24 protein-coding genes are annotated in these 20,511 nt (G+C 66.3%); 19 read left to right on the forward strand and 5 right to left on the reverse strand.

The window, feature by feature from the left end; genetic code table 11:
- Positions 1 to 5 precede the first annotated feature (5 nt).
- A complete protein-coding gene (locus AC1RM6_RS10670; protein ID WP_493100917.1) occupies positions 6 to 1,493 on the reverse strand; it encodes an ATPase domain-containing protein in 1,488 nt (495 codons plus the stop codon).
- A gap of 423 nt (positions 1,494 to 1,916) precedes the next feature.
- Between AC1RM6_RS10670 and AC1RM6_RS10675 the strand changes: the two genes are divergently transcribed.
- From AC1RM6_RS10675 to AC1RM6_RS10730, 12 genes are all read left to right on the forward strand, one after another.
- Positions 1,917 to 2,957 carry a Gfo/Idh/MocA family protein gene (locus tag AC1RM6_RS10675; protein WP_493100919.1) on the forward strand — a complete coding sequence of 347 codons (1,041 nt, stop codon included), beginning with the start codon at positions 1,917 to 1,919 and terminating at the stop codon, positions 2,955 to 2,957.
- A gap of 4 nt (positions 2,958 to 2,961) precedes the next feature.
- A complete protein-coding gene (locus AC1RM6_RS10680) occupies positions 2,962 to 3,975 on the forward strand; it encodes an NAD-dependent epimerase/dehydratase family protein (protein WP_493100921.1) in 1,014 nt (337 codons plus the stop codon).
- Between the two features lie 11 nt (positions 3,976 to 3,986).
- Positions 3,987 to 5,132 (forward strand): DegT/DnrJ/EryC1/StrS family aminotransferase, encoded by a 1,146-nt coding sequence (locus AC1RM6_RS10685; RefSeq protein ID WP_493100923.1) that lies wholly within the window; start codon positions 3,987 to 3,989, stop codon positions 5,130 to 5,132.
- Positions 5,132 to 5,620 carry an acyltransferase gene (locus AC1RM6_RS10690; RefSeq protein ID WP_493100925.1) on the forward strand — a complete coding sequence of 163 codons (489 nt, stop codon included), beginning with the start codon at positions 5,132 to 5,134 and terminating at the stop codon, positions 5,618 to 5,620. Before AC1RM6_RS10685 ends, AC1RM6_RS10690 begins: the two co-directional genes overlap by 1 nt.
- Positions 5,617 to 6,747 (forward strand): DegT/DnrJ/EryC1/StrS family aminotransferase, encoded by a 1,131-nt coding sequence (locus AC1RM6_RS10695; protein WP_493100927.1) that lies wholly within the window; start codon positions 5,617 to 5,619, stop codon positions 6,745 to 6,747. Before AC1RM6_RS10690 ends, AC1RM6_RS10695 begins: the two co-directional genes overlap by 4 nt.
- The gene (locus tag AC1RM6_RS10700) at positions 6,744 to 8,336 is read left to right on the forward strand and encodes a glycosyltransferase family protein (protein WP_493100929.1); all 1,593 of its coding nucleotides are present in this window, start codon (positions 6,744 to 6,746) and stop codon (positions 8,334 to 8,336) included. The genes AC1RM6_RS10695 and AC1RM6_RS10700 overlap by 4 nt, the downstream gene beginning before the upstream one ends.
- A 9-nt stretch (positions 8,337 to 8,345) precedes the next feature.
- Positions 8,346 to 9,062, forward strand: a complete 717-nt coding sequence (locus tag AC1RM6_RS10705) for a polysaccharide deacetylase WbmS family protein (protein WP_493100931.1) — start codon at positions 8,346 to 8,348, stop codon at positions 9,060 to 9,062.
- 14 nt (positions 9,063 to 9,076) lie between these two features.
- Positions 9,077 to 9,964 (forward strand): UDP-3-O-(3-hydroxymyristoyl)glucosamine N-acyltransferase, encoded by an 888-nt coding sequence (locus AC1RM6_RS10710; protein ID WP_493100933.1) that lies wholly within the window; start codon positions 9,077 to 9,079, stop codon positions 9,962 to 9,964.
- Between the two features lie 14 nt (positions 9,965 to 9,978).
- Complete coding sequence (locus tag AC1RM6_RS10715) at positions 9,979 to 10,674, forward strand: acyltransferase (protein ID WP_493100935.1); 696 nt, start codon at positions 9,979 to 9,981, stop codon at positions 10,672 to 10,674.
- A 246-nt stretch (positions 10,675 to 10,920) separates the two neighbouring features.
- A complete protein-coding gene (locus tag AC1RM6_RS10720) occupies positions 10,921 to 11,136 on the forward strand; it encodes a type II toxin-antitoxin system RelE/ParE family toxin (protein WP_493100937.1) in 216 nt (71 codons plus the stop codon).
- On the forward strand, positions 11,133 to 11,459 hold the full coding sequence (locus AC1RM6_RS10725; RefSeq protein WP_493100938.1) for a helix-turn-helix domain-containing protein: 327 nt from the start codon (positions 11,133 to 11,135) through the stop codon (positions 11,457 to 11,459). Before AC1RM6_RS10720 ends, AC1RM6_RS10725 begins: the two co-directional genes overlap by 4 nt.
- Before the next feature lie 6 nt (positions 11,460 to 11,465).
- A complete protein-coding gene (locus AC1RM6_RS10730) occupies positions 11,466 to 11,930 on the forward strand; it encodes a hypothetical protein (RefSeq protein ID WP_493100940.1) in 465 nt (154 codons plus the stop codon).
- On the opposite strand, the gene pyrC is transcribed toward AC1RM6_RS10730, so the two are convergent.
- Entirely contained in the window at positions 11,927 to 12,973 is a 1,047-nt protein-coding gene (gene pyrC / locus AC1RM6_RS10735) for a dihydroorotase (RefSeq protein WP_493100942.1), read from the reverse strand. The two genes, AC1RM6_RS10730 and pyrC, sit on opposite strands and share 4 nt — an antisense overlap.
- 149 nt (positions 12,974 to 13,122) lie before the next feature.
- On the opposite strand from pyrC, the gene AC1RM6_RS10740 reads away from it, so the two are divergent.
- Together AC1RM6_RS10740 and AC1RM6_RS10745 are read left to right on the forward strand one after the other, a co-directional pair.
- Positions 13,123 to 13,401, forward strand: a complete 279-nt coding sequence (locus AC1RM6_RS10740; protein ID WP_493100944.1) for a type II toxin-antitoxin system ParD family antitoxin — start codon at positions 13,123 to 13,125, stop codon at positions 13,399 to 13,401.
- Between the two features lie 2 nt (positions 13,402 to 13,403).
- The gene (locus AC1RM6_RS10745; RefSeq protein WP_493100946.1) at positions 13,404 to 13,715 is read left to right on the forward strand and encodes a type II toxin-antitoxin system RelE/ParE family toxin; all 312 of its coding nucleotides are present in this window, start codon (positions 13,404 to 13,406) and stop codon (positions 13,713 to 13,715) included.
- A gap of 87 nt (positions 13,716 to 13,802) precedes the next feature.
- Here the strand turns inward: AC1RM6_RS10745 and AC1RM6_RS10750 are convergent, their stop codons facing one another.
- Positions 13,803 to 14,525, reverse strand: a complete 723-nt coding sequence (locus AC1RM6_RS10750; protein ID WP_493100947.1) for an IclR family transcriptional regulator — start codon at positions 14,523 to 14,525, stop codon at positions 13,803 to 13,805.
- Positions 14,526 to 14,741: 216 nt separating this feature from the next.
- Between AC1RM6_RS10750 and AC1RM6_RS10755 the strand changes: the two genes are divergently transcribed.
- From AC1RM6_RS10755 to AC1RM6_RS10765, 3 genes are all read left to right on the forward strand, one after another.
- Positions 14,742 to 14,978: a hypothetical protein gene (locus tag AC1RM6_RS10755; RefSeq protein ID WP_493100949.1), complete on the forward strand. Its 237-nt coding sequence runs from the start codon at positions 14,742 to 14,744 to the stop codon at positions 14,976 to 14,978.
- Positions 14,975 to 16,330, forward strand: a complete 1,356-nt coding sequence (locus AC1RM6_RS10760) for an aromatic ring-hydroxylating oxygenase subunit alpha (protein ID WP_493100951.1) — start codon at positions 14,975 to 14,977, stop codon at positions 16,328 to 16,330. Before AC1RM6_RS10755 ends, AC1RM6_RS10760 begins: the two co-directional genes overlap by 4 nt.
- A 91-nt stretch (positions 16,331 to 16,421) precedes the next feature.
- Positions 16,422 to 16,988 (forward strand): DUF1993 domain-containing protein, encoded by a 567-nt coding sequence (locus tag AC1RM6_RS10765; RefSeq protein WP_493100953.1) that lies wholly within the window; start codon positions 16,422 to 16,424, stop codon positions 16,986 to 16,988.
- Between the two features lie 27 nt (positions 16,989 to 17,015).
- On the opposite strand, the gene AC1RM6_RS10770 is transcribed toward AC1RM6_RS10765, so the two are convergent.
- Positions 17,016 to 17,426: a VOC family protein gene (locus AC1RM6_RS10770; protein ID WP_493100955.1), complete on the reverse strand. Its 411-nt coding sequence runs from the start codon at positions 17,424 to 17,426 to the stop codon at positions 17,016 to 17,018.
- Positions 17,427 to 17,532: 106 nt separating this feature from the next.
- Between AC1RM6_RS10770 and AC1RM6_RS10775 the strand changes: the two genes are divergently transcribed.
- Positions 17,533 to 18,015 (forward strand): MarR family winged helix-turn-helix transcriptional regulator, encoded by a 483-nt coding sequence (locus tag AC1RM6_RS10775; protein WP_493100957.1) that lies wholly within the window; start codon positions 17,533 to 17,535, stop codon positions 18,013 to 18,015.
- Between the two features lie 212 nt (positions 18,016 to 18,227).
- Positions 18,228 to 19,247, forward strand: a complete 1,020-nt coding sequence (locus tag AC1RM6_RS10780) for a cyanophycinase (protein WP_493100959.1) — start codon at positions 18,228 to 18,230, stop codon at positions 19,245 to 19,247.
- Between the two features lie 78 nt (positions 19,248 to 19,325).
- Here AC1RM6_RS10780 and AC1RM6_RS10785 read toward each other — a convergent pair whose 3' ends face one another.
- Positions 19,326 to 20,468, reverse strand: a complete 1,143-nt coding sequence (locus AC1RM6_RS10785) for a retropepsin-like aspartic protease (RefSeq protein WP_493100961.1) — start codon at positions 20,466 to 20,468, stop codon at positions 19,326 to 19,328.
- Between the last annotated feature and the right edge of the window lie 43 nt (positions 20,469 to 20,511).

Genomic DNA, 20,511 nt, shown 5'->3' on the forward strand with positions numbered 1-20,511 from the left:
CGCGATCAGCTGGCCATGTCGAGCAGCTTGCCCGCATCGCCGATCAGGGTCGGCACCCCGCGCAGCACCCCCTGGAACGACACCAGCGGCTCGCCGAGGGTGAGCCCCTCGGCGCCGATCCGATATTCGCGTATGGTATGTTCGTGGGCGCCGGTGCGCTTCTTGACCACCGAGATCGCACGGCGGACCTGGCCGACCGCCTCGAAATAGCGCAGCAGGATCACCGTGTCGGCGAGATAGGTGACGTCGACCGGCGACTGCATGTCGCCGACCAGCCCATGCTGGGCGACGGTCAGGAAGGTGGTGGCGCCCTGGCGGTTCAGATATTGCAGCAGCTCGTGCATGTGGAGGACGAGCGCATTCTCCTCGGGCATCGCCGCCTGATAGCCGTTGAGGCTGTCGATGACGACGGTGCGCGCGCCATGGTCCTCGACGCACCGCCGGATCCGCGCCGACAATTCGCCGGGGGTGAGTTCGGCGGCATCGACCTGTTCGAGGGTGAGATGGCCCGAATCGACCATCGCCTGGAGGTCCATGCCGACGCCGAGCGCGCGATCGATCAGCAGCCCGAGTTCCTCGTCGAACACGAACATCGCCGCATGTTCGCCCTTGGCGACCGCGGCCGACACGAAGCTGAGCATCGCCAGCGACTTGCCGGTACCGGCGGGGCCCAGCACGAGCACGCTCGATCCGCGCTGGATACCGCCGCCGAGCAGCGCGTCGAGCGGCGCGTTGCCGGTGACGATGAGCTCGCGGGTGAAGCCGGTGCGATGCTCGGCGGAGATCAGCCGCGGGAAGACGCGGGCGCCGCCGGTTTCGATCACGAAATCATGATAACCGCCGCGGAATTTGCGGCCGCGATATTTGATCACGCGCAGCCGCCGCCGTTCGGGCCCATAATCGCGCGCCATCTCCTCGAGCGCGATCACGCCATGGGCGACACTGTGGACGGTCTTGTCGTTGGTCTCGCTGGTCTGGTCGTCGAGCATCAGCACGGTCGTGCTCTGGCTGGCGAAGAAATGCTTGAGCGACAGGATCTGGCGGCGGTAGCGCAGCGAACTCTGCGCGAGCAGCCGGATCTCGGACAGGCTGTCGAGCACGACCCGGTCGGGCCGGACCCGGTCGAAGGCGTCGAAGATCCGTTTGGTGGTCTCGCCGAGTTCGAGATCGGACGAATAGAGCAGGCTCTGCTGCTGTTCCTCGTCGAGCAGATTTTCGGGCGGCACCAGCTCGTAGATTGCGATCCCGTCGAGATCCCAGCCATGGCTGGCGGCGCTGGCGCGCAGTTCGTCCTCGGTCTCGGACAAGGTGATGTAGAGCACCTTCTCGCCCGCGTCGACACCGGTGCGCAGGAACTGCAGCGCGACCGTGGTCTTGCCGGTGCCCGGGCTCCCTTCGAGAAGGAAGACGCGCCCGCGGGCCAATCCCCCCGCGGTGACGTCGTCGAGTCCGGCGACGCCGGTGGGAACATATTCGGCAATCCTGTCGTGCATGCTTTCCGGCTCTCGCGCTTCGGGGTCGATCGCCGCTTTCAACCCGCCAGAGTTCCAACCGTTCCATGGCTGAAATGGTGCAGGGCTGCGCTTTTTTGGGGGTGTGGGACTCTCGATGCTTGCGAGCGACGGACCTGACGAAGGCGCAGATCAAGCTCGATGCCTGTCGAGGCTTTTGGCGCACCACGCCCCATCCCTCCTACCGTCACCCTGAACTTGTTTCAGGGTCCACGGTGCAGCTCGGGAACGGCCCCTTGCGACCCGGTGGACCCTGAAACAAGTTCAGGGTGACGAAGAAGAAAGAGAACCCCTCGATGCCCGCCACCAGCATCTTTCCCTCTGGCATATGGGTCGGTCTCGTCCCCCAAAGGTTGCGATTCATGGTTAAGACTTTTTAAGGATGTTCCCCCTAAAATCGTCTCCATGATCAGGATCGGCCTTTGCGGTTTGGGATATTGGGGGAAGAACCTCTTCCGTACCCTGTCGGGTAACCCCAATATCCAGCTCACCGCCGTCGCGGATGCCAAAGCGGAAACCCGCGAAAAGCTGGCGACTTCCCACCCCCATCTGAAACTCTTTGCGGATGCGATGGACCTCATCGCCGACCCGGAAATCGACGCGGTCATCATCGCGACGCCGGTGTCGTTCCATTACGCACAGGCCAGGGCCGCGCTCGATCGCGGCAAGCATGTGATGGTGGAAAAGCCGATGTGCACGACCAGCGCCGAGGCCGACGACCTGATCGCGCGGGCCGACCGCGCCGGGCTGACGCTGATGGCCGACCACACTTTCCTGTTCCATCCGGCGGTGCTCAAGCTCGGCGAGCTGGTCCGGTCGGGCGCGCTCGGCCAGATCAGCTATTTCGACTCGCAGCGGATCAATCTCGGGCTGTTCCAGCCCGACGTGAACGTGCTGTGGGACCTCGCCCCGCACGACCTGTCGATCATCGACTATCTGTTCGGCGAGGAGCCGGTCCATATCGAGGCGTCGGGCTATTGCCACGTCAATCCGGGCTTTCCGGACATCGCCTATCTGACCTTCCATTATCCCAATTCGATGGTCGCGCATCTCAACCTGAGCTGGATGTCGCCGGTCAAGGTCCGCCGCATCGCGGTGGGCGGCAGCGACAAGATGGTGGTGTGGGACGACATGAACCGCGAAGAGCCGCTCAAGATCTACGACAGCGGCATCACCACCCATCCCCGCCAGGATCGCGAGATCATCCTGCCGCAATATCGCATCGGATCGGTGACCTCGCCGCGCCTCGCCGGCAACGAGCCGCTGGTCGACGTGATCGAGCATTTCCGCCAGGTGATCCTCGGCCAGGCGGCACCCCGTTCCGACGGCCGCGTCGGTCGCCGGGTGCTGCGCACGATCGAACGCGCGCAGGCCGCGCTCGATCGCAGCCTGGCCCAGGTCCAGGCCGCGATGCCCGCCCCTTATCATGCCATAGCCGCGGAATGAGATCATGACCCTGGTGCCCGTGAACAGCCCCTATCCCAACAGCCTCGCCGGCAAGCGCATCCTGGTGACCGGCGGCGCCGGCTTCGTCGGATCGCATATCGTCGACCAGCTGATCGCCCATGACGCGGCGACGATCACCGTCGTCGACAATATGGTGCGCGGACGCCCCGCCAATCTCGCCACGGCGCTGCAGAGCGGCCGGGTCGACCTGATCGAGGGCGACATCCGCGACCAGCCGCGGATGGACGCGCTGGTCCGCGATGCCGATATCGTGTTCCACCAGGCGGCGCTGCGCATCACCCATTGCGCCGCCGAGCCGCGGCTCGCCTTCGACGTGATGGGCCGCGCGACCTTCGAGATCCTCGAAGCCTGCGTCACCCACAAGGTCGAGAAGGTCGTCGCCGCCTCGTCGGCGTCGATCTATGGCCTCGCTCCCGAATTCCCGACCACCGAGGCCGCGGCGCCCTATGCCGACCGCACCCTCTATGGCGGACTGAAGATGCTCAACGAGAGCCTGTTGCGGTCGTTCAACGACATGTTCGGGCTGAACTATGCGGCGCTGCGCTATTTCAACGTGTTCGGCCCGCGCATGGACATCCACGGCAAATATACCGAGGTGCTGATCCGCTGGATGGAGCGGATCGCCGAGGGCCTGCCGCCGCTGATCTTCGGCGACGGGCTGCAGACGATGGATTTCATCGACGTCCGCGACATCGCCCGTGCCAACATCGCCGCCGCGCTCGCGCCGGTGTCCGACCGGGTCTACAATGTCGCCTGGGGCACCGAGGTGTCGCTCAAGCAGCTCGCCGAGGCGCTGCTGGCGATCATGGGTCGCCCCGATCTGGGCATCGGATATCAGCCGGCGCGCGCGATCAACCCGGTCGAGCGCCGGCTCGCCGATATCAGCCGCGCCCGCGACGAACTGGGCTTCACCGCCACGATCACCCTCGAAGACGGCCTGCGCGACCTCGTCGCCTGGTGGCGCGGCGAGCGCGCGCTGGACCAGGTCGCCGCCTGATGATCCCGCTGATGAAGCCCGTCATGGGTCAGGAAGAGGCCGATGCGGTCACCGCGGTGATCGCCTCGGGCTGGCTGACCCAGGGGCCGCAGGTGCTGGCGTTCGAGGGCGAGTTCGCCGCGATGGCCGGTGCCGCGCACGCCTGTGCGGTGTCGAACTGCACCACCGCGCTGCACCTCGCGCTGCTCGCGGTCGGCGTGCAGCCGGGCGACGAGGTCATCACCGTCAGCCACAGCTTCATCGCCACCGCCAATGCGATCCATATGTGCGGCGCCGAGCCGGTGTTCGCCGATATCGAGGCCGACGGCTATAATATCGATCCCGCCGCGATCGAAGCGCTGATCACCCCGCGCACCCGCGCGATCCTGTGCGTCCACCAGGTCGGCATGCCGTGCGACCTGCCCGCGCTGGCCGCCATCGCCAGGGCGCATGGCCTGCGCCTCGTCGAGGATGCGGCCTGCGCGAGCGGCGCCGAGATCCTGGTCGACGGCACCTGGCAGCGGATCGGCAATCCGGTCGGCGACGTCGCCTGCTTCTCCTTCCATCCGCGCAAGATCCTGACCACCGGCGAAGGCGGCATGATCACCACCAACGACCCGGCGATCGACGCCAAATGCCGGCTGCTGCGCCAGCATGGCATGAGCCTGTCCGACCTCGCCCGCCATGCGTCGCGCACGGTGGTGGTCGAGACCTATGACGAGGCCGGCTTCAACTATCGCATGACCGACCTCCAGGCCTCGATCGGCCGCGTCCAGCTCACCCGGCTCGACGCGATCGTCGCCCGCCGCCAGCAGCTGGCCGCACGCTATGCCGAACTGCTCGGCGCCCTCCCCGGGGTCGCGGTGCCGCGGCAGCCGGACTGGGCGCGCTCGAACTGGCAGAGCTATACGATCGGGCTGCCTGGCGGCAGCGATCGCGAGCAGGTGATGCAGTCGATGCTCGACGCCGGCGTCTCGACCCGCCGCGCGGTGATGTCGAGCCATCTCGAAAAGCCCTGGGCGCATGCGCGCCACGGCGGGCTGGGCCGGTCCGAGGCGGTGAGCGCCACCCATGTCATCCTCCCGCTGTTCGACGCGATGACCGACGCCGAGCAGGTTGCGGTGGCCGACGCTCTGTCGCATGCCTTGTCGGAGACGCAGGTACAAAAGGCCGCCTGATGCCGATAGCCGACAATGTCGATCTCCACCCGGACGCGATCGTCTATCATCCCGACCTGGTGAATCTCTACGGCTGCCGCATCGGCGCGGGCACCCGCATCGGCACCTTCGTCGAGATCCAGTCCGACGTCGCGATCGGCGCCAACTGCAAGATCCAGTCGCACAGCTTCGTCTGTTCGGGGGTGACGATCGAGGACGAGGTGTTCGTCGGCCATGGCGTGATGTTCACCAACGACCTCCATCCGGCCGCCACCAATGAAGACGGCAGCCTGCAGGGCGCCGCCGACTGGGACTGCCGGCCGACCCGCATCGGCCGCCGCGCCTCGATCGGCAGCGGCGCCACCATCTTGCCGGTGACGATCGGCGAAGGCGCGCTCGTCGCCGCCGGCGCGGTGGTGACCCGCGACGTCCCCCCCTTTGCGATCGTCGCGGGCGTCCCCGCGAAGCTGATCGGCGACACACGAACCGCGAAAGGTGAACCCGCATGATCCAGCAGCCGATGGGAACGGTGCCGTTCGTCGATCTTTCCATCCAGTGGGACCAGATCCACGAGGAGGTCATGCCCGACCTCGAAAAGCTGTTCAAAGCCAATGCCTTCAGCCTCGGCCCCTGGGCAACCGCATTCGAGGCGCAGGTCGCCGACTATCTGGGCGTCAAGCATGCCGTCGTCGTCAGCAGCGGCAGCGCCGCGCTGCACGTCGCGACGATCGCCGCGGGCATCAAGCGCGGCGACAAGGTGCTGGTCCCCGCGCACACCTTCATCGGCACGATCTGGGGCCTGCTCTACGAAGGCGCGATCCCGGTCTTCTGCGATGTCGAGCCGGCGACCGGCAATATCGACCTCGCCGATGCCGAGCGGCGCATCGAAGAGGGGGTGACCGCGATCATCCCGGTGCATCTCTATGGTCAGCCGGCCGATCTCGCGGGTCTGACGGCGTTCGCCGAACGCCATGGCCTGACGATGATCGAGGATGTCGCGCAGGCGATCGGCGCCCGCTACCAGGGCAAGGCACTCGGCACCTTCGGATCGATGGGCTGTTTCAGCTTCTATCCCGGCAAGAATCTGGGCGGCGCCGGCGAAGGCGGCCTGGTCATCACCGATGACGACGACAAGGCCGCGCTGCTGCGATCCTTGCGCGATCACGGCCAGAGCCAGCGCTATGTCCATGAGCGGATCGGCTATAATTATCGGATGGACGGCATCCAGGCACTGGTGCTCGGCCACAAGCTCAAGCGGCTCGACGGCTGGACCGACCAGCGCCGCGCGATCGCCGCGCGCTATGCCGAGGCGCTGGCCGACACGCCGCTGCGCCTGCCGGCGATCGTCCATGGCGACCATGTCTATCATCTCTATGTCGTCCGCACCGACGACCGCGACGCGCTGCGCGCCCATCTCGACGCATGCGGGATCCAGACCGGACTCCATTATCCGGTGCCGCTCTACACCCAGCCCTGCCTCGCCGGCATCGCGGCACCGTCCGCCGAGGGTTTCCCGGTCACCGAGGACTGGGCGCATAACGGCCTGTCGCTGCCGATGTTCGCGGGGATGACGGCGCAGCAGCAGGACCGCGTGATCGATGCGGTCCGCGCCTATTTCGAAGGCGGCAAGGCATGACGACCGCCGCTCCAGGCACCCCGCGGGTGAAGATCCTGTGCGTGCGCGCCGGGCGCAACCCCGACAGCGCGCCGGTGCTCAACGCCGTCGTCGACGAGTGGATGCATGCGCTCGCGCTCCACTGCGACGTCGAGATGATCGAGCAGGATTTCGACCTGGTCGAGGTCTGCGAACGGGTGAAGCCCGATTTCCTGCTGTTCGATTCGATCCATTGGGGCCGCCGCCACCGGCTGACCATCGCCCATGCCGACGCCTTTCCCGATCTGCCGCGCGCACTGCTGCTCAACAATGATCCGCACGATCCGATGCGGCCGCTGATGATGGACACATTGGCCTATTACCGGATCGACACGATCTTCTGCACCGGCATCGAAGACCTCCAGCAGATGAACGAGCTGCGGCGCTTCAACTGTTTCGTGCTGCCCAAATTCGTCGATTCGGACATTTTCCGCGACTATGGCGAAGCCCGGTCGATCCCGCTGACCATCACCAGCGCGCACCTGTTCCCCAGCTATTATCCGTGGCGGGCGCAGGTGACCGCCGAGGTCCAGCATCTCATCCCCACCCTGCTCTACACCCATCCCGGTTACAGCAACGGCGCGCACAACCCGTTCGAAATCCGCGACGAGAGCTATGCGCGAATGCTGTCGCGCAGCCAGTTCTGCATCGCCGACACCACCCGGCTCGATTATGTCGTGCGCAAGCATCTCGAGATCCCGGCGGCGGGGTCGGTGCTGGTCTCCCCCGAGTCCGAAGCCCTGAAGGATTATGGCTTCGTCGACATGGAAAATTGCATCCTCGGCGCGGCCGGCCCGGCGCTCTATTCGAAGATCCGCGAAGTGGCGGGAGATCCCGAACGCTATGAGCGGATCCGGGCGGCCGGCCACAGGCTGGTCCATGACCGCTACACCCGCCGGGCCTGGACCCATATCCTCGACTGGTATGGCTGCCGCCGCGGCCTGAAGCCGGGCGAGATGGTCCAGCAGGACGGCGTGTTCGGCGATTTCCGCGCGGTGCCCGACCGCGCCCGGCCGATCGCCGGCTTCACCGTCCAGGACAATCCGATGGGGGTGAAGCTGCGCGCGGCGCGCGAGGCGCTGCTGAGCGGCACCAACATCCAGGCGGCGGTCGACGGCCTGCAGGAATCGATGAAGTGGATCGGCCATATCGCCGAGCCCTGGTTCCTGCTCGGGGTGATCGCCTTTTCGATCGGCGACCTCGAAAGCGCCGCCCAATGGCTCTCGCAGCGCAGCGTCGCCCAGAGCACCGAAGATCCCGCGCTCGGCCTGCTCGACCCGTGCGAGATCGCCTGGCTGATGCTCTACGCCTATTTCAGCGCCGATGAGGAATTGTTCGAGCAGATGTCGATCTCGGCGGAGGCGACGTCGCATGTCAGCATCCGCCGGATGCAATGGCTGATCGACGGCGGCCGGCCGGTCGCCGACCTTGCCGAAGCCGGACTTGCCGGACCGCTGCCCGGCGACTGCCTGTCGATCCACTGGCTGGGCGACGAGGATTTCGGGTCGTGGCTGGGGCTGATCCACCGGGTCCTCGCCGCGCGCGACCAGGCCGCGGCGCAGGCGGCGTAAGGCCGGATCATGGCAAAGGCCCGGTTCGTCCTGACCGGAGATGTCGACTGGGCGTCCGAGCATTGCATCGAGCGCTATGTCGACCATGCCGCCGCCCATGGCATCGTGCCGACCCTGTTCGTGACGCATCGATCGGCGGCGATCGAGCGCGCGGCGGCGGCGGGCAAGGTCGATCTGGGTATCCACCCCAATTTCCTCGCGGGCAGCAGCCATGGCGCGACCACCGAGGCGATCCTCGACCATGTGTTCGACCTGGTGCCCGAACCGGTAGCCTCGCGCAGCCATTGTTTTTCCGACGACAGCCATATCGCGGCCGCGCTCGCCCGGCGCGGGATCACCGTCGACAGCAATATCTGCTGCCATCTCCAGGAGGGGCTGCCGGCCCTCAACCACTGGAACGGGGTCAAAAGGCTGCCGGTGTTCTTCGAGGATGACGTCCACTGGGCGCAGGGGCACGGCTGGACGTTCGCCGACCATCGCGCCGCCTTCGCCAGCCCGGGCCTCAAGATCCTCAACTTCCACCCGTTCCTGTGGACGCTCAACGTGCCCGACGCCGGCTTCTATGCCGCGCACCGCGGCCACATCCCGACGCTGACCGGGGCGCAGGCCGGTGCGCTGCGCCACCGGGGGCCGGGCAGTGCGACCTTCCTCGACGATATCATCGGCTGGGTGCGCGAGACCGGCGGCGAATTTGTCAGCCTGGCGCAACTGTGCGAAAAAATATAAAGGAAAGGAACGCGATGCTGCTGTCGAAGATGCTGGCCGGATTGCCGGCCGAGGTCGTCCGCGATGTCGACGTCACCGGCTTCGGCCCGCTGAACATGGTGCGCGACGGGCTGCTGCGCTATTATGGCGATCCGCGCTTCGGCCATCAGCTGACCGCGCTGTCGGGCAGCCAGGCGATCCTCACCACGCCTGCGCTCGCGGACAATATTCCGGCCGGTTTCGGCGTGGCGCTGTGCGACAATCCCAAGGAGGTCTTCCTCAAGGCCTATCTGGCGCATGGCGAGGCGATCGAGGCCCCGCCCCCCTTTGCCAACGAGATCGATCCGAGCGCGCGCATCCATCCGCGCGCGGTGATCGGCGACCATAGCGTCCGCATCGGCGCCAACGCGCGGATCGGCGCCAACGCGGTCATCCACGAGCGGGTGACGATCGAGGCCGATGCCGCGATCGGCGCCAACAGCGTCGTCGGCGGCGACGGGTTCGAGGTCGGGGTGGTCGACGGGCTGCAGATCGCGGTGCCGCATTTCGGATCGGTGCTGATCCGGCGCGGCGCGGTGATCCAGACCAACTGCTCGATCGACTGGGGGCTCTATGGCGGCCGCACCGAGATCGGCGAGGGCACCGTCCTCGATAACCTCGTCCATGTCGCGCACAATGTCCTGATCGGGCGCAATTGCCAGCTGATCGCCTGCGCGTTCGTCGGCGGGTCGACGATCATCGAGGACGAAGTGCGGGTCGGGCCGAAGGCGTGCATATCGAACGGCCTGCGGATCGGCCGCGGCGCGCGCATCACCCTGGGATCGGTGGTGACCCGCAATGTCGAGGAAGGCGGCCATGTGACCGGCAACTTCGCCATCCCCCATGCCCAGTTCATGGACAATCTGCGCAAAGCGCGCGGTTAGACGAGGATCGAACGATGGCCGCTTCCCCGATCGACGATCTCGCAGCACTGCTCAAGCTCGACCGCACCGCGCTCGAGGCGGCGGTTCCCGATCTCGACGGGCTGCTCGCCGACGAGCGGCTGTCGACGCTGCTGCCGCTGATCGCAGCGGGGGCACAGCGCGAGCAGGCCTTTTCGAGCACCGACGCGGCGCTGCGCGCGCAGATATTGCAATATCATGCCGCCGAGCTGATGACCGACCGCGAGCGCGCGATCTTCCTCGGCCTGCCCGACGGCTGCCGCATCCGCGAGCGCGCCAAGATCCTCGCCCCCGAAAAGCTGGTGCTGGGCAAGAATGTGTGGATCGGCGAAGGCGCGATCCTCGACGCGCAGGGCGGCCTGACCATCGGCGACAGCTGCCAGATCGGGCTCGGCGTCATGATCTGGAGCCACAGCAGCCACCTCCAGGCCGTCCGCGGCGAGACCACGACCTCGCGCGACAGCATCGCCTACAAGCCGACCAGGATCGGCAGGAACTGCTTCATCGCCGGCCCTTCGGTGATCGCGGCCGGCGTCACCATCGGCGACGGCGCGATCATATCGCCGCTGACCTTCGTCGACCGCGACGTCGCCGACGGCGAACAGGTCAGCGGCCCGCGCTCGGTCAAGATGCTCGAACGCAAGCTCGCCACGCTCGAAAGGCGGCTGGCGGCGCTGGAGGCGCGAGGCTAACCGCGCCAGCGCATGGTGCACTTCGCCAAACTGTGATTTTCGCTGCACGCTGAAACCATCCGGCCTGGCCGGAAATTCGGTTGAAAAATACGGCAATGCCGTATATGCTTCATGGTGAGTCAGGCACCCGTCCACACGATCGTCGAAACGCCGGCATTTACCGCTCGGGCAAAGAAGATCGGGGTGAGCCAGACCGAACTGGCTTCGATTTAGGATAAATATGCGTCCGACCCGTCCTACGGAAAGGTGGTCCGACATACCGGTGGCCTTCGCAAAGGTAGGATCGGCAAGGATTCGACCGGCAAGAGTGGCGGCTATCGGATTTTCAGCTTCTATGCCGACGACGCCAATCCCGTGTTTCTGCTTTGGCTCATCGACAAGAGCGAGGACGCCACGCTGACCGACGCCCAGGAGAAAATGTTCAGGCAGGTCACGGCCGCATTGAAGGAGGCTTTGAAATGAAGAGCGAAAATTTCGACGGGATCATGGCCGGCCTCCAAGATGCGATCGCCTATGCCAAGGGCGATGGCTCGCGCGGGCGGATCGTCGCCGGGCCGGACGTCAAGGCGATCCGCCATGCCACCAAGCTGACGCAAGGCGCATTTGCCAAAGCCTATCGCATTCCGATCGGGACCATCCGGGATTGGGAGCAGAATCGCCGTCAGCCCGACGCACCGGCACGGGTTCTGCTTTCGCTGATCGAAGCCGACCCTGAAGCGGTACAGTCATTGATCGAGAAGGCCTGCGCCGCGGATATCGACATGCCGCGTCAACAGGATGCCTGATAGCCGATGCTGAGCAAGGCCGAACAGGCGAACGTCAATCTGGAGCAGGCGCGCGAGATGCGCGGCAGCGGCACGCCCTATCGCGAGATCGGGCGCGCGCTCGGCATCACCTCGAACCAGCTTGGGCATATCCGGCGCGCGCTGAAGCGCGAGAAGGGTGCGCGCACCCGGCTGCAATCTGCCAATCCGCAGGCGACTGATCGCGATCTGCGGGTGAGTTCGTCGACGCTGCCGCCCGGTCTGCGCCGCACGCTGGTCGCCGCGGGATACCGGACGCTGGGCGATCTCGCCGACCGGCTTGCCGATCCGCTCTTCCCCGGTTTCGAAACCCTGTCGGGCATCGGCGATCACAAGGCGCGGCTGGTGACGCGCCTGCTCGATCATTATGGCCTGGTCGCCGGTTCGGACGATCTGCAGGCCGAGATCGAACGTCTCTTCCCGGAATTCGCGGAGTTGCCGGAGCGGGGTTAGGCCACCGGCTCGACGAACCGCCAGCGCAGGGTTTCGCCGGCGTGGAACGGCACCACCGCCGTCGCGCCTTCGCCGATGACGTCCGGCGCGACCGTCTCGCTACGTTCGAGCGTCACCGAGCCCTCGTTGAGCGGCAGCCCGTAGAAGCAGGGGCCATGTTCGGAGGCGAAGCCCTCGAGCCGGTCGAGCGCGCCTTCCTCCTCGAACACCTGGACGTAGCTTTCGAGCGCGAACGGCGCGTTGAAGATGCCCGCGCAGCCGCACGCGGCCTCCTTGCGGCCGACCCCGTGCGGGGCGCTGTCGGTGCCGAGGAAGAATTTGGGCGAGCCCGAGACCGCCGCCGCCCGAACCGCCAGGCGGTGGCGTTCGCGCTTGGCGACCGGCAGGCAATAGGCATGCGGGCGGATGCCGCCGTCGAAGATCGCGTTGCGGTTGATGATCAGATGCTGCGGGGTGATCGTCGCAGCGACCTGCGGCCCGCTCGCCATCACGAAATCGACCGCCTCGGCGGTGGTGATATGTTCGAGCACGATCTTGAGATCGGGATAGTCGCGCACCAGCGGGGCCAGCACGGTTTCGACGAACACCGCCTCGCGATCGAAGATGTCGACGCTGCGGTCGGTCACCTCGCCATGGATCAGCAGCGGCATGCCGATCCGCTGCAGCGTTTCGAGCACCTCGGTCAGCGCGCGGATATCGGTCACGCCATGCGCCGAATTGGTGGTCGCGTGCGCGGGGTAGAGCTTGCACGCGGCGAACACCCCGGCTTCGTAGCCGCGGGCGATCTCGGCGGCGTCGGCGGCGTCGGTGAGATAGCAGACCATCAGCGGGGTGAAGTCGGCGCCGGCGGGCAGCGCCGCCAGGATACGCGCGCGATAGGCCTCGGCCGCGGCGACGGTCGTGACCGGCGGGGTCAGGTTGGGCATCACGATCGCGCGGGCGAACTGCCGCGCGGTGAAATTGGCCACCGCTTCGAGCATCGCGCCGTCGCGCAGATGCACATGCCAGTCGTCGGGGCGGCGGATGATGAGGCGTTCGGTCATGGCGCCGCCGTACCGCGCGCCTATCGCCGGCTCAAGGGGAGAGATGGCCGGCGGGCCATCCCGCTCACTCGGCGACGCGGTCATCGGGATCGCTCACGGTTGAAAGCATCTGCGGATAGGATTAAATCCTACGTCCGGAAGGAGCCGTGATGCGATCGACCCAGCAGTTCAGCGTGACGCTTCCGAACGAGATGGCGGACCAGGTGCGCGCCAGGGTCGCATCGGGAGAATATGCCAGCGAGAGCGAGGTCATCCGCGATGGCCTACGGGCGCTGCAGGCGCGCGACCGGGCCGTGGAAGACTGGCTGCGGAACGACGCCTTGGCGGCCTACGATGCCTATAAAGCCGATCCGCAGCGCGGCTTGTCGCTCGAAGACGTGAGGGCCGCGCTTGGTGCCCGCCACGAACGGGGCGCTGGACGCCGCTGAGCGTGGCCTACCCTATTGTCGTCACGCCCGAGGCCCGCGATCAGCTCGACACGATCTTCGATTATATTGCCGACATGGCCTCGCGCGATGTCGCGCGCCGCTTCACCGATGGAATCCTCGATCATCTGGCGCCGCTCGCCGACTATCCGCGCATCGGCACGCCACGTGACGACGTTCGCCCCGGATTGCGCACATTGTCCCATCGCCGCCGCGTAACGATCGCCTTCATGGTCGAAGATGCCGCCGTGGTCGTGATCGGCTTCTATTATGGTGGCCAGGATTTCGAGACGCTGTTGCGCGACGAACCGTCGTGACGCGCTGACCCGACTTCGCGCTAAAAGTGCACTGTCACCGAATTAAATATAATTCGGTGACAGATATAATTCGGTGACAGTGCACTTTTAGCGCCGCGACAGCGCCCGCGCGGTGTCGGCGATCAGCGCGCCGACCGTCTCGAACCGGTCCTGGCCGAAGCGCTCGCTGGGGCCGCTGACGCAGACCGCGCCGCAGGGGTGGCCGTCATAGTCGAGCAGCGCGCTGCCAAGGCTGGTGGTGCCGGGCTGGGTCTCGCGCTCGCTGATCGCATAGCCGCGATCGCGGGTGGCGGTGCACATCGCGAGCAGCGCCGCGTCGGGCTGGCGGCCGAGCAGTTCGGCCCGCTGATGCGGCGGCAGCAGTGCGAGGATCGCCCGGCCCGCCGCCGAGATCTCGGTCGCGATCACCGCGCCGAGCGGCGGGACGACGCGCAGCATGTCGGGGCTCTCGACCACCTCCGCCACCACCAGCCCGATCACGTCGGGGACGACCAGGATCGCGGTCTCGCCGCAGGCGTCGCGCAGCGCCTCGAGCGCCGGCCGCGCCCGCCGCCTGAGATCCTGGCGGTCGCCGCCGAACGCCTTGTCGGCGATCGCCAGGATTCGCGGGGCGACCTCCCACTGGCCGGGCCTGGAGCCGGCGCGCTGCACCCAGCCCTCTTCGGCGAGGGTGGCGATCGCGCGGTGCACCGCGCTCTTGTCGTCGTCCATCATCCGGGCGAGCGCGCGGGTGCCGATCGGCTGGTGGCCGGCCAGCGCCTCGAGCACCCTGAGCACACGCGCGCCGGTCTGGCTGGGCTTGGCCGTCATATCGCCTCCGAACGATGCGAAACTGTCTTATATAGAAAGACAATATGCCAACTGCCTCAGGCTATGTCCACCACAACCGGCGCGTAGCTTGTCATTTACTCGATAAATGATACGATGTAGTTTCCAATATGTACCATATTGCGAGACAATAGATTTGCAACGGGAGAGGAAAGCGGCGCGCGCGCACCTCGCCCATAGCGGCCTTCGAGGACGGTGATGACCAGGACACGCCACGCCCTGACCGGGGCCGACTATGAAGCCGAAAGCCCGGACTCGGTCCGGGTCGTAGACGGCGAGCGGTGGGGCCGGTTCGACCGCCATGGCGGCTGGATCGAGGGCGACATCATCCAGTGCGACACCCAGCTGTGCATCTGGCTGACCGGGCTGCTGATCGTCCAGTCACGAAACCCCGTTCCGGCTCCGCCCGTGACATCCAAAGGACATGACCGATGAGCGACCGCGACCCACCCGCCTTCCGGTGCAGCCGGGGCATTTCCTACCAGCAGGTGCTCGACCAGGACACCCGCCCGGTCCCTGACTATCTGCGGATCGACACCGCGGCGCATCTCGGCGATCACGACATCCCGGTCGATCGCTATATCGACCGCAGCTTCCACGAGCTCGAAAAGGAGAAGCTCTGGCCGAAGGTCTGGCAGATGGCGCTGCGCGAGGAGCGCATCCCCAATGTCGGCGATGCCGATGTCTATGACATCAACGAGATCTCGATCATCATCGTCCGGGTCGCGCCCGACAGCATCAAGGCCTATTACAACGCCTGCCTGCATATGGGCCGCGCGCTGATCGACCGGCCGTGCAAGGTCAGCGAGCTGCGCTGTCCCTATCATGGCTTCACCTGGCGCACCGACGGCCGGCTCAAGCATATTCCGAGCATGTGGGATTTCCCGCAGATCGACCCGCGCAAGTTCAACCTGCCCGAGGTCAAGGTGGCGACCTGGGGCGGCTTCGTGTTCATCAACATGGATCCCGACTGCGAGCCGCTCGAAACCTATCTCGGCGAGATGACCCGCCATTTCGAGAAATATCCGCTGAGCGATCGCTATGCGGCGGTCCATGTCACCAAGGTGCTGCGCTGCAACTGGAAGACCGCGCAGGAGGCCTATATGGACGCCTATCATGTCGTGGCGACCCATCCGCAGATCCTGACCAGCGCCGGCGACGACAACAGCCAGTATGACGTGTTCGGCAATTGCTCGCGGGCGATGACCGCGGCGGGGATCGCCAGCCCGCACCTCAACTGGACCCCGACCGAGAACGACATCGCCGCCAATGTCTACAAGCCGCGCGATTCATCGGGCGGTATCGAAGTCCCGCCCGGCATGACCTATCGCGAATATGGCGCGAGCGTCGGCCGCGAGGATCTGCGCAAGGTGATCGGCGACAAGGCCGACGCGCTTTGCGACGCCGAGGTGATGGACAGCTTCTATTATACGGTGTTCCCGAACTTCCATCCGTGGCTGTCGTACAATTATGTCGTCCAGACCTTCAAACCCTATGACGACCGCCACGACATGTGCACGATCGACCTGATCTATCTGCGGCCGTTCCAGGGCGATCGCCCGCCGCCGGCCAAGCGCACCTTCCTCACCGCCGACCAGAGCTTCCTCGAGGCCCCCGAACTCGGCGTCGCCGCAGCACTCCAGTGCCAGGACGAATTCAACGTCGAGAAGGTCCAGCGCGGCATGCACTCGCTGCGCAAGTCCAAGCCCGGGCTGACGATGGGGGTCTACCAGCACAGCCAGGCGCGGCATTTCCACAATATCTACGAGCGCTATCTGGGTCTTTGAAGGCTGCGCGGACGATGGCGTTCGACGCGGAGCATGGCTATCAGCCCGGGATCGGGAGAAAATCTTCCGCCCCCTTGCCAAAGGCGCCGCCATGTCCCTCACCAGCCTCCTCGTCCCGACCTACCGGCAGATGCTGGGCACGCTGTCGGCCTGGCTCGACAAGGCGCAGGCCCAGATGCCGGGCGAACAGGCCGAGGCGCTGCTGTCCGCCCGGCTCGCATCCGACATGTTCCCGCTGGCGACCCAGATCCGCTTTGCCTGCGTCCAGGCGCAGGAAGCCATATTCCGACTGAGGGGTGAGGATTTTCCGGCGTCGATCGGCGCGCTTCTCGACGAAGGCCGCAACGCCGGCGAGCATCCCGGGTCGATCGCCGATGCCCGGGCGCGGATCGCCGAGACGGTCGCGCTGCTCGACGCGCTGGCGCCCGATGCACTCGACGCCGATCCGAAGGCACCGATCGTCCATAGCCTGCCGATGGGCATGATCTTCGACCTGACCGCCGAGCAATATGCCCGCGACTGGACGCTGCCCCAATTCTATTTCCACCTGATGACCGCCTATGCGATCCTGCGCAACGCCGGCGTCGATCTCGGCAAGGCGGACTATGTCGCCCACATGTTCGCCTATCTGCGCCCCGGGACGATGCCGGGGCGCTAGTCCCGGATCGACGAGGTCCGAAAACAGCTAGTCGGCGCCGGGAGCGGCCCCCATGTCCATCCACATCGCTTCCCAGACATGGCCGTCCGGATCGGCGAGGTTGCGGTTGTACATGAAACCAAGATCCTGCCTGGGGTTGATGTCGGCGGTTCCGCCGTTCGCGGCGGCGGCGTCGTTCATCGCGTCGACCTCGTCGCGGCCGCTGCACGAGATGGCGAGCATCACCTCGCTCGAGCCGCTCGGCGGGATCGGCCGATCGGTGAAGGTCCGCCATTTGCCATGGGTCAACAGCATGACATGGATGACGTCGGTCAGCACCATGCAGGCGCTGGTCTCGTCGCTGAACTGCGGATTGTTCGTGAAGCCGATCGCTTCGTAGAATGCCCTGGACTTCGCCAGGTCGGTGATCGGCAGATTGACGAAAATCATCCTCGACATCGCATGCTCCCCTTCGTCGGCAGGAATCGCTACCAACGACCCACATCCATGCTATCCCTGAAAATATCTTTCCATCAAGATACTTTTCGTCGAGAGATTATCGCCTATGGACCGTGCCGAAGCCGCCGCCAGCCAATGGGCGCGTGAACGCCCCGAACTGCCGATGCTGCCGGTCGAGACCTTCGGCCGCCTGCTCGATGCGGCGGCCCGGGTGATCCGCGATCATATGAACCCGCTGCTGGCCGATGCCGGCCTGCAGGTGGGCGAGTTCGACGTGCTCACCCCGCTGCGACGCTCCGGGGAACCCTATAGCCTTTCGCCCACCCAGCTCTACGAGGCGGCCCTGATCTCGTCGGGCGGCATGACCGCACGCCTCGACCGGCTCGAACGCGCCGGACTGGTCGAGCGGCGCGCGGACCCGAACGACCGGCGCGGGCGGCAGATCGTCCTGACCGACCAGGGCCTGTCGGTGATCGACGACATGATCGGGCGCATGGTCGCGATGGAATCGCAGATGCTGTCGGTGCTGACCCCGACCGAACAGGTCCTGCTCAACGGCCTGCTCAAGAAGCTGCTCACCGGGCTCTAGAGTATTTTCAAGTCAGGTGGAATCACCTGACGGCTCGGAAAATACGGAAAACAAAGACAATTTAGAGCATGTCCTGATCAATCTGATCAGGACATGCTCTAGCGGCGGGCCTCCCAGCAAGAAAAACCGATGCCGCCCGAGGATCCGACATAGCGCGGCCCCTGCCCGCGCGATAGGCTTGGTCCGGGGTAACAGGCGGGGGAAGCGGGACAATGCTGAACAGGTTTTGGGTCGGCTGGATCGTCGTGCTGGCGGCGCTGCTGGCGCCCGCGACGGCGAACGCCACCCCCGATGGCTATACCCGCTATCTGATCGGCGACCGCCAGGCGCCCACGCCCGGCCAGCGCGGCGCAGGCTTGCTGCTGTCGGGCGGCGGCGAATGGGATATCGGCGCCTTTCGCTGGTTCGCGGCCAAGGCCGGCCATGGCCATATCGTCGTGCTGCGGGCGTCGCTGGGCCCCGAGATCGGCGAGGCGTTCATGACCAAAATCGGCGGCGTCGCCTCGGTCGAGACCTTCGTCTTCGACAGCCGCAAGGCGGCCTATGATCCGCGGATATTGTCCGCGGTCGAACAGGCCGACGGCATCTTCATCGCCGGCGGCGACCAGTCGCGCTATGTCCGTTTCTGGCAGGCGACGCCGCTGTCGGCGCTGCTCGACCGACTGGCCAAGGACCACCCGATCGGCGGCACCAGCGCCGGCCTCGCGATCATGGGCTGGACCGGCTATGGCGCGTTCGGCGACGGCATCGCCTCCCCGGAAGCGCTCGCCAACCCGGTCGGGCCCGAGGTCACCGTGGTCGGCGATTTCCTCCATTTGCCGCATATGCGTCGGATCTTCACCGACTCGCATTTCATGATCCGCGACCGCATGGGCCGCCTGATCGCGTTCCTCGCCAAGGTCCGCCAAGACAACGATAGTCAGGGCGGGGCGCGCCAGACCGTCGGACTGGGCATCGACGAGCGCGCCTCGCTGGTGGTCGAGGCCGATGGGCAAGCGCGGCTGATGGCGCCGGCGGGCACCTATGCCTGGCTGGTCGAACCGTCCGGCCAGCCGCAGCGCGCCCGGCTGGGCCGGCCGCTCGACTATGCCTCGGTGCGTATCACCGGCATCGGCCCGGCCAGCCGGTTCGACCTCGCCCGGCTCAAGGTCGGCGAACCAGCCTTTTCGGGGACCGCGCGGGTGAAGGACGGGCAGCTCTCGGGCGTGCCGGTGCCGCCTGCCGCCGGGTGACGGTCGCGCACCGACATCGGTCAGCCCCCACGATCGGCTGGCCCTCGTCCGCTCCCGGGAGACCGGCGGAGCCCCGCCTCACAGATAATCGGCAAGGACCAGGTCGAGTTTGCGTCGGCCCGCCGCGTCTTCGACACTGAGCGCCAGGCGGGTGCCGGCCGGCCCGAACATCTGCTCCACCAAAGCGCCGAAATCGACGTCGATCAGGCGATCGCCGGGCTTCAACCCCGCGCCTGCCGCCGGGCTGCCGGCGCCCACCACCGCAATCTTCGCATCCTTGCCGTCGCGATCGACCCACAGGCCCGCACGATTGTAGCGCTCGGGCTCGGCGGTCAGCCGGTTGCGCTTCAGATAGAGCGCCTGCTCGGCCGGTGCGGTCGCCATGTCGAACAGCTTCAGGATCGGGAGCCCGATGATCCCCTCGTCGAACAGGTCCCATTCGGGATGTTCGACGATCGCCAGCAATACGCCGTCGATCATCGCCCCGCCGAGGCCGAGCGCGGGCGCACGGACTAGGCGTGCCTTGCCGCCCTGCCCGGTCGGCGACCAGCGCGGCGCATCCCATATCCCGACCGCTTCGGCGGTCTTGCGGTAGATCTGCATCGCGCTCGGCCAGCCGGTGTCGACCCCGAAGCGGAAGGCCTTGCCGCCGAGCGTCGCGTCGGCCAGCAGGAACGACGATCCGTTGCGATTGCCATAGCTGACGATCGCCTTGTCGCTGCGGATCCATCCCGGCCGCTCGGGCGCGGCCTCGGGATAGATGCGCAGCTCGCGCGCCTCGAAATCGATCTCGCTATTGCCCGCGGTCAGCAGGCCCGCCGCCAGCGAGCCGACCGCGCCGTCGCGGAAATTCAGTTGCTCGACCCCGGCGAAGGCGGCGCTGGGCTGCCGCAGCTGCCCGCCGAACACGACATCGGTCGCCTCATAGATCGGATAGGGCTTGCGACCGATCTTGAGACGCAGCGGACTGAGGCCCAGCTTCCTGAGCTTCAACCGGTCGACCAGCGACTGCGCGATCAGACCGATCGTGCCGCCGGTGTCGAGCACGAACGGATAGGGGCCCTGTCCGGCGATCGAGCAATCGATCACCACCCGGCTTTGGGTCAGCGTGAGCGGGATACGCCACATCCTGGGCGCGGCGGGCTGCCCGCGCAGCGGCGTGGCGAGCGACATCGTCGCGCCAAGCCCAACCAGGAAACCGCGGCGACCGATGGTTGACATGACGCCTCCTCCAAAGATTTTCGGCGGATATCATAGCAAAGTG

This window comes from Rhizorhabdus sp. GW822-FHT03C02, from assembly GCF_058801765.1.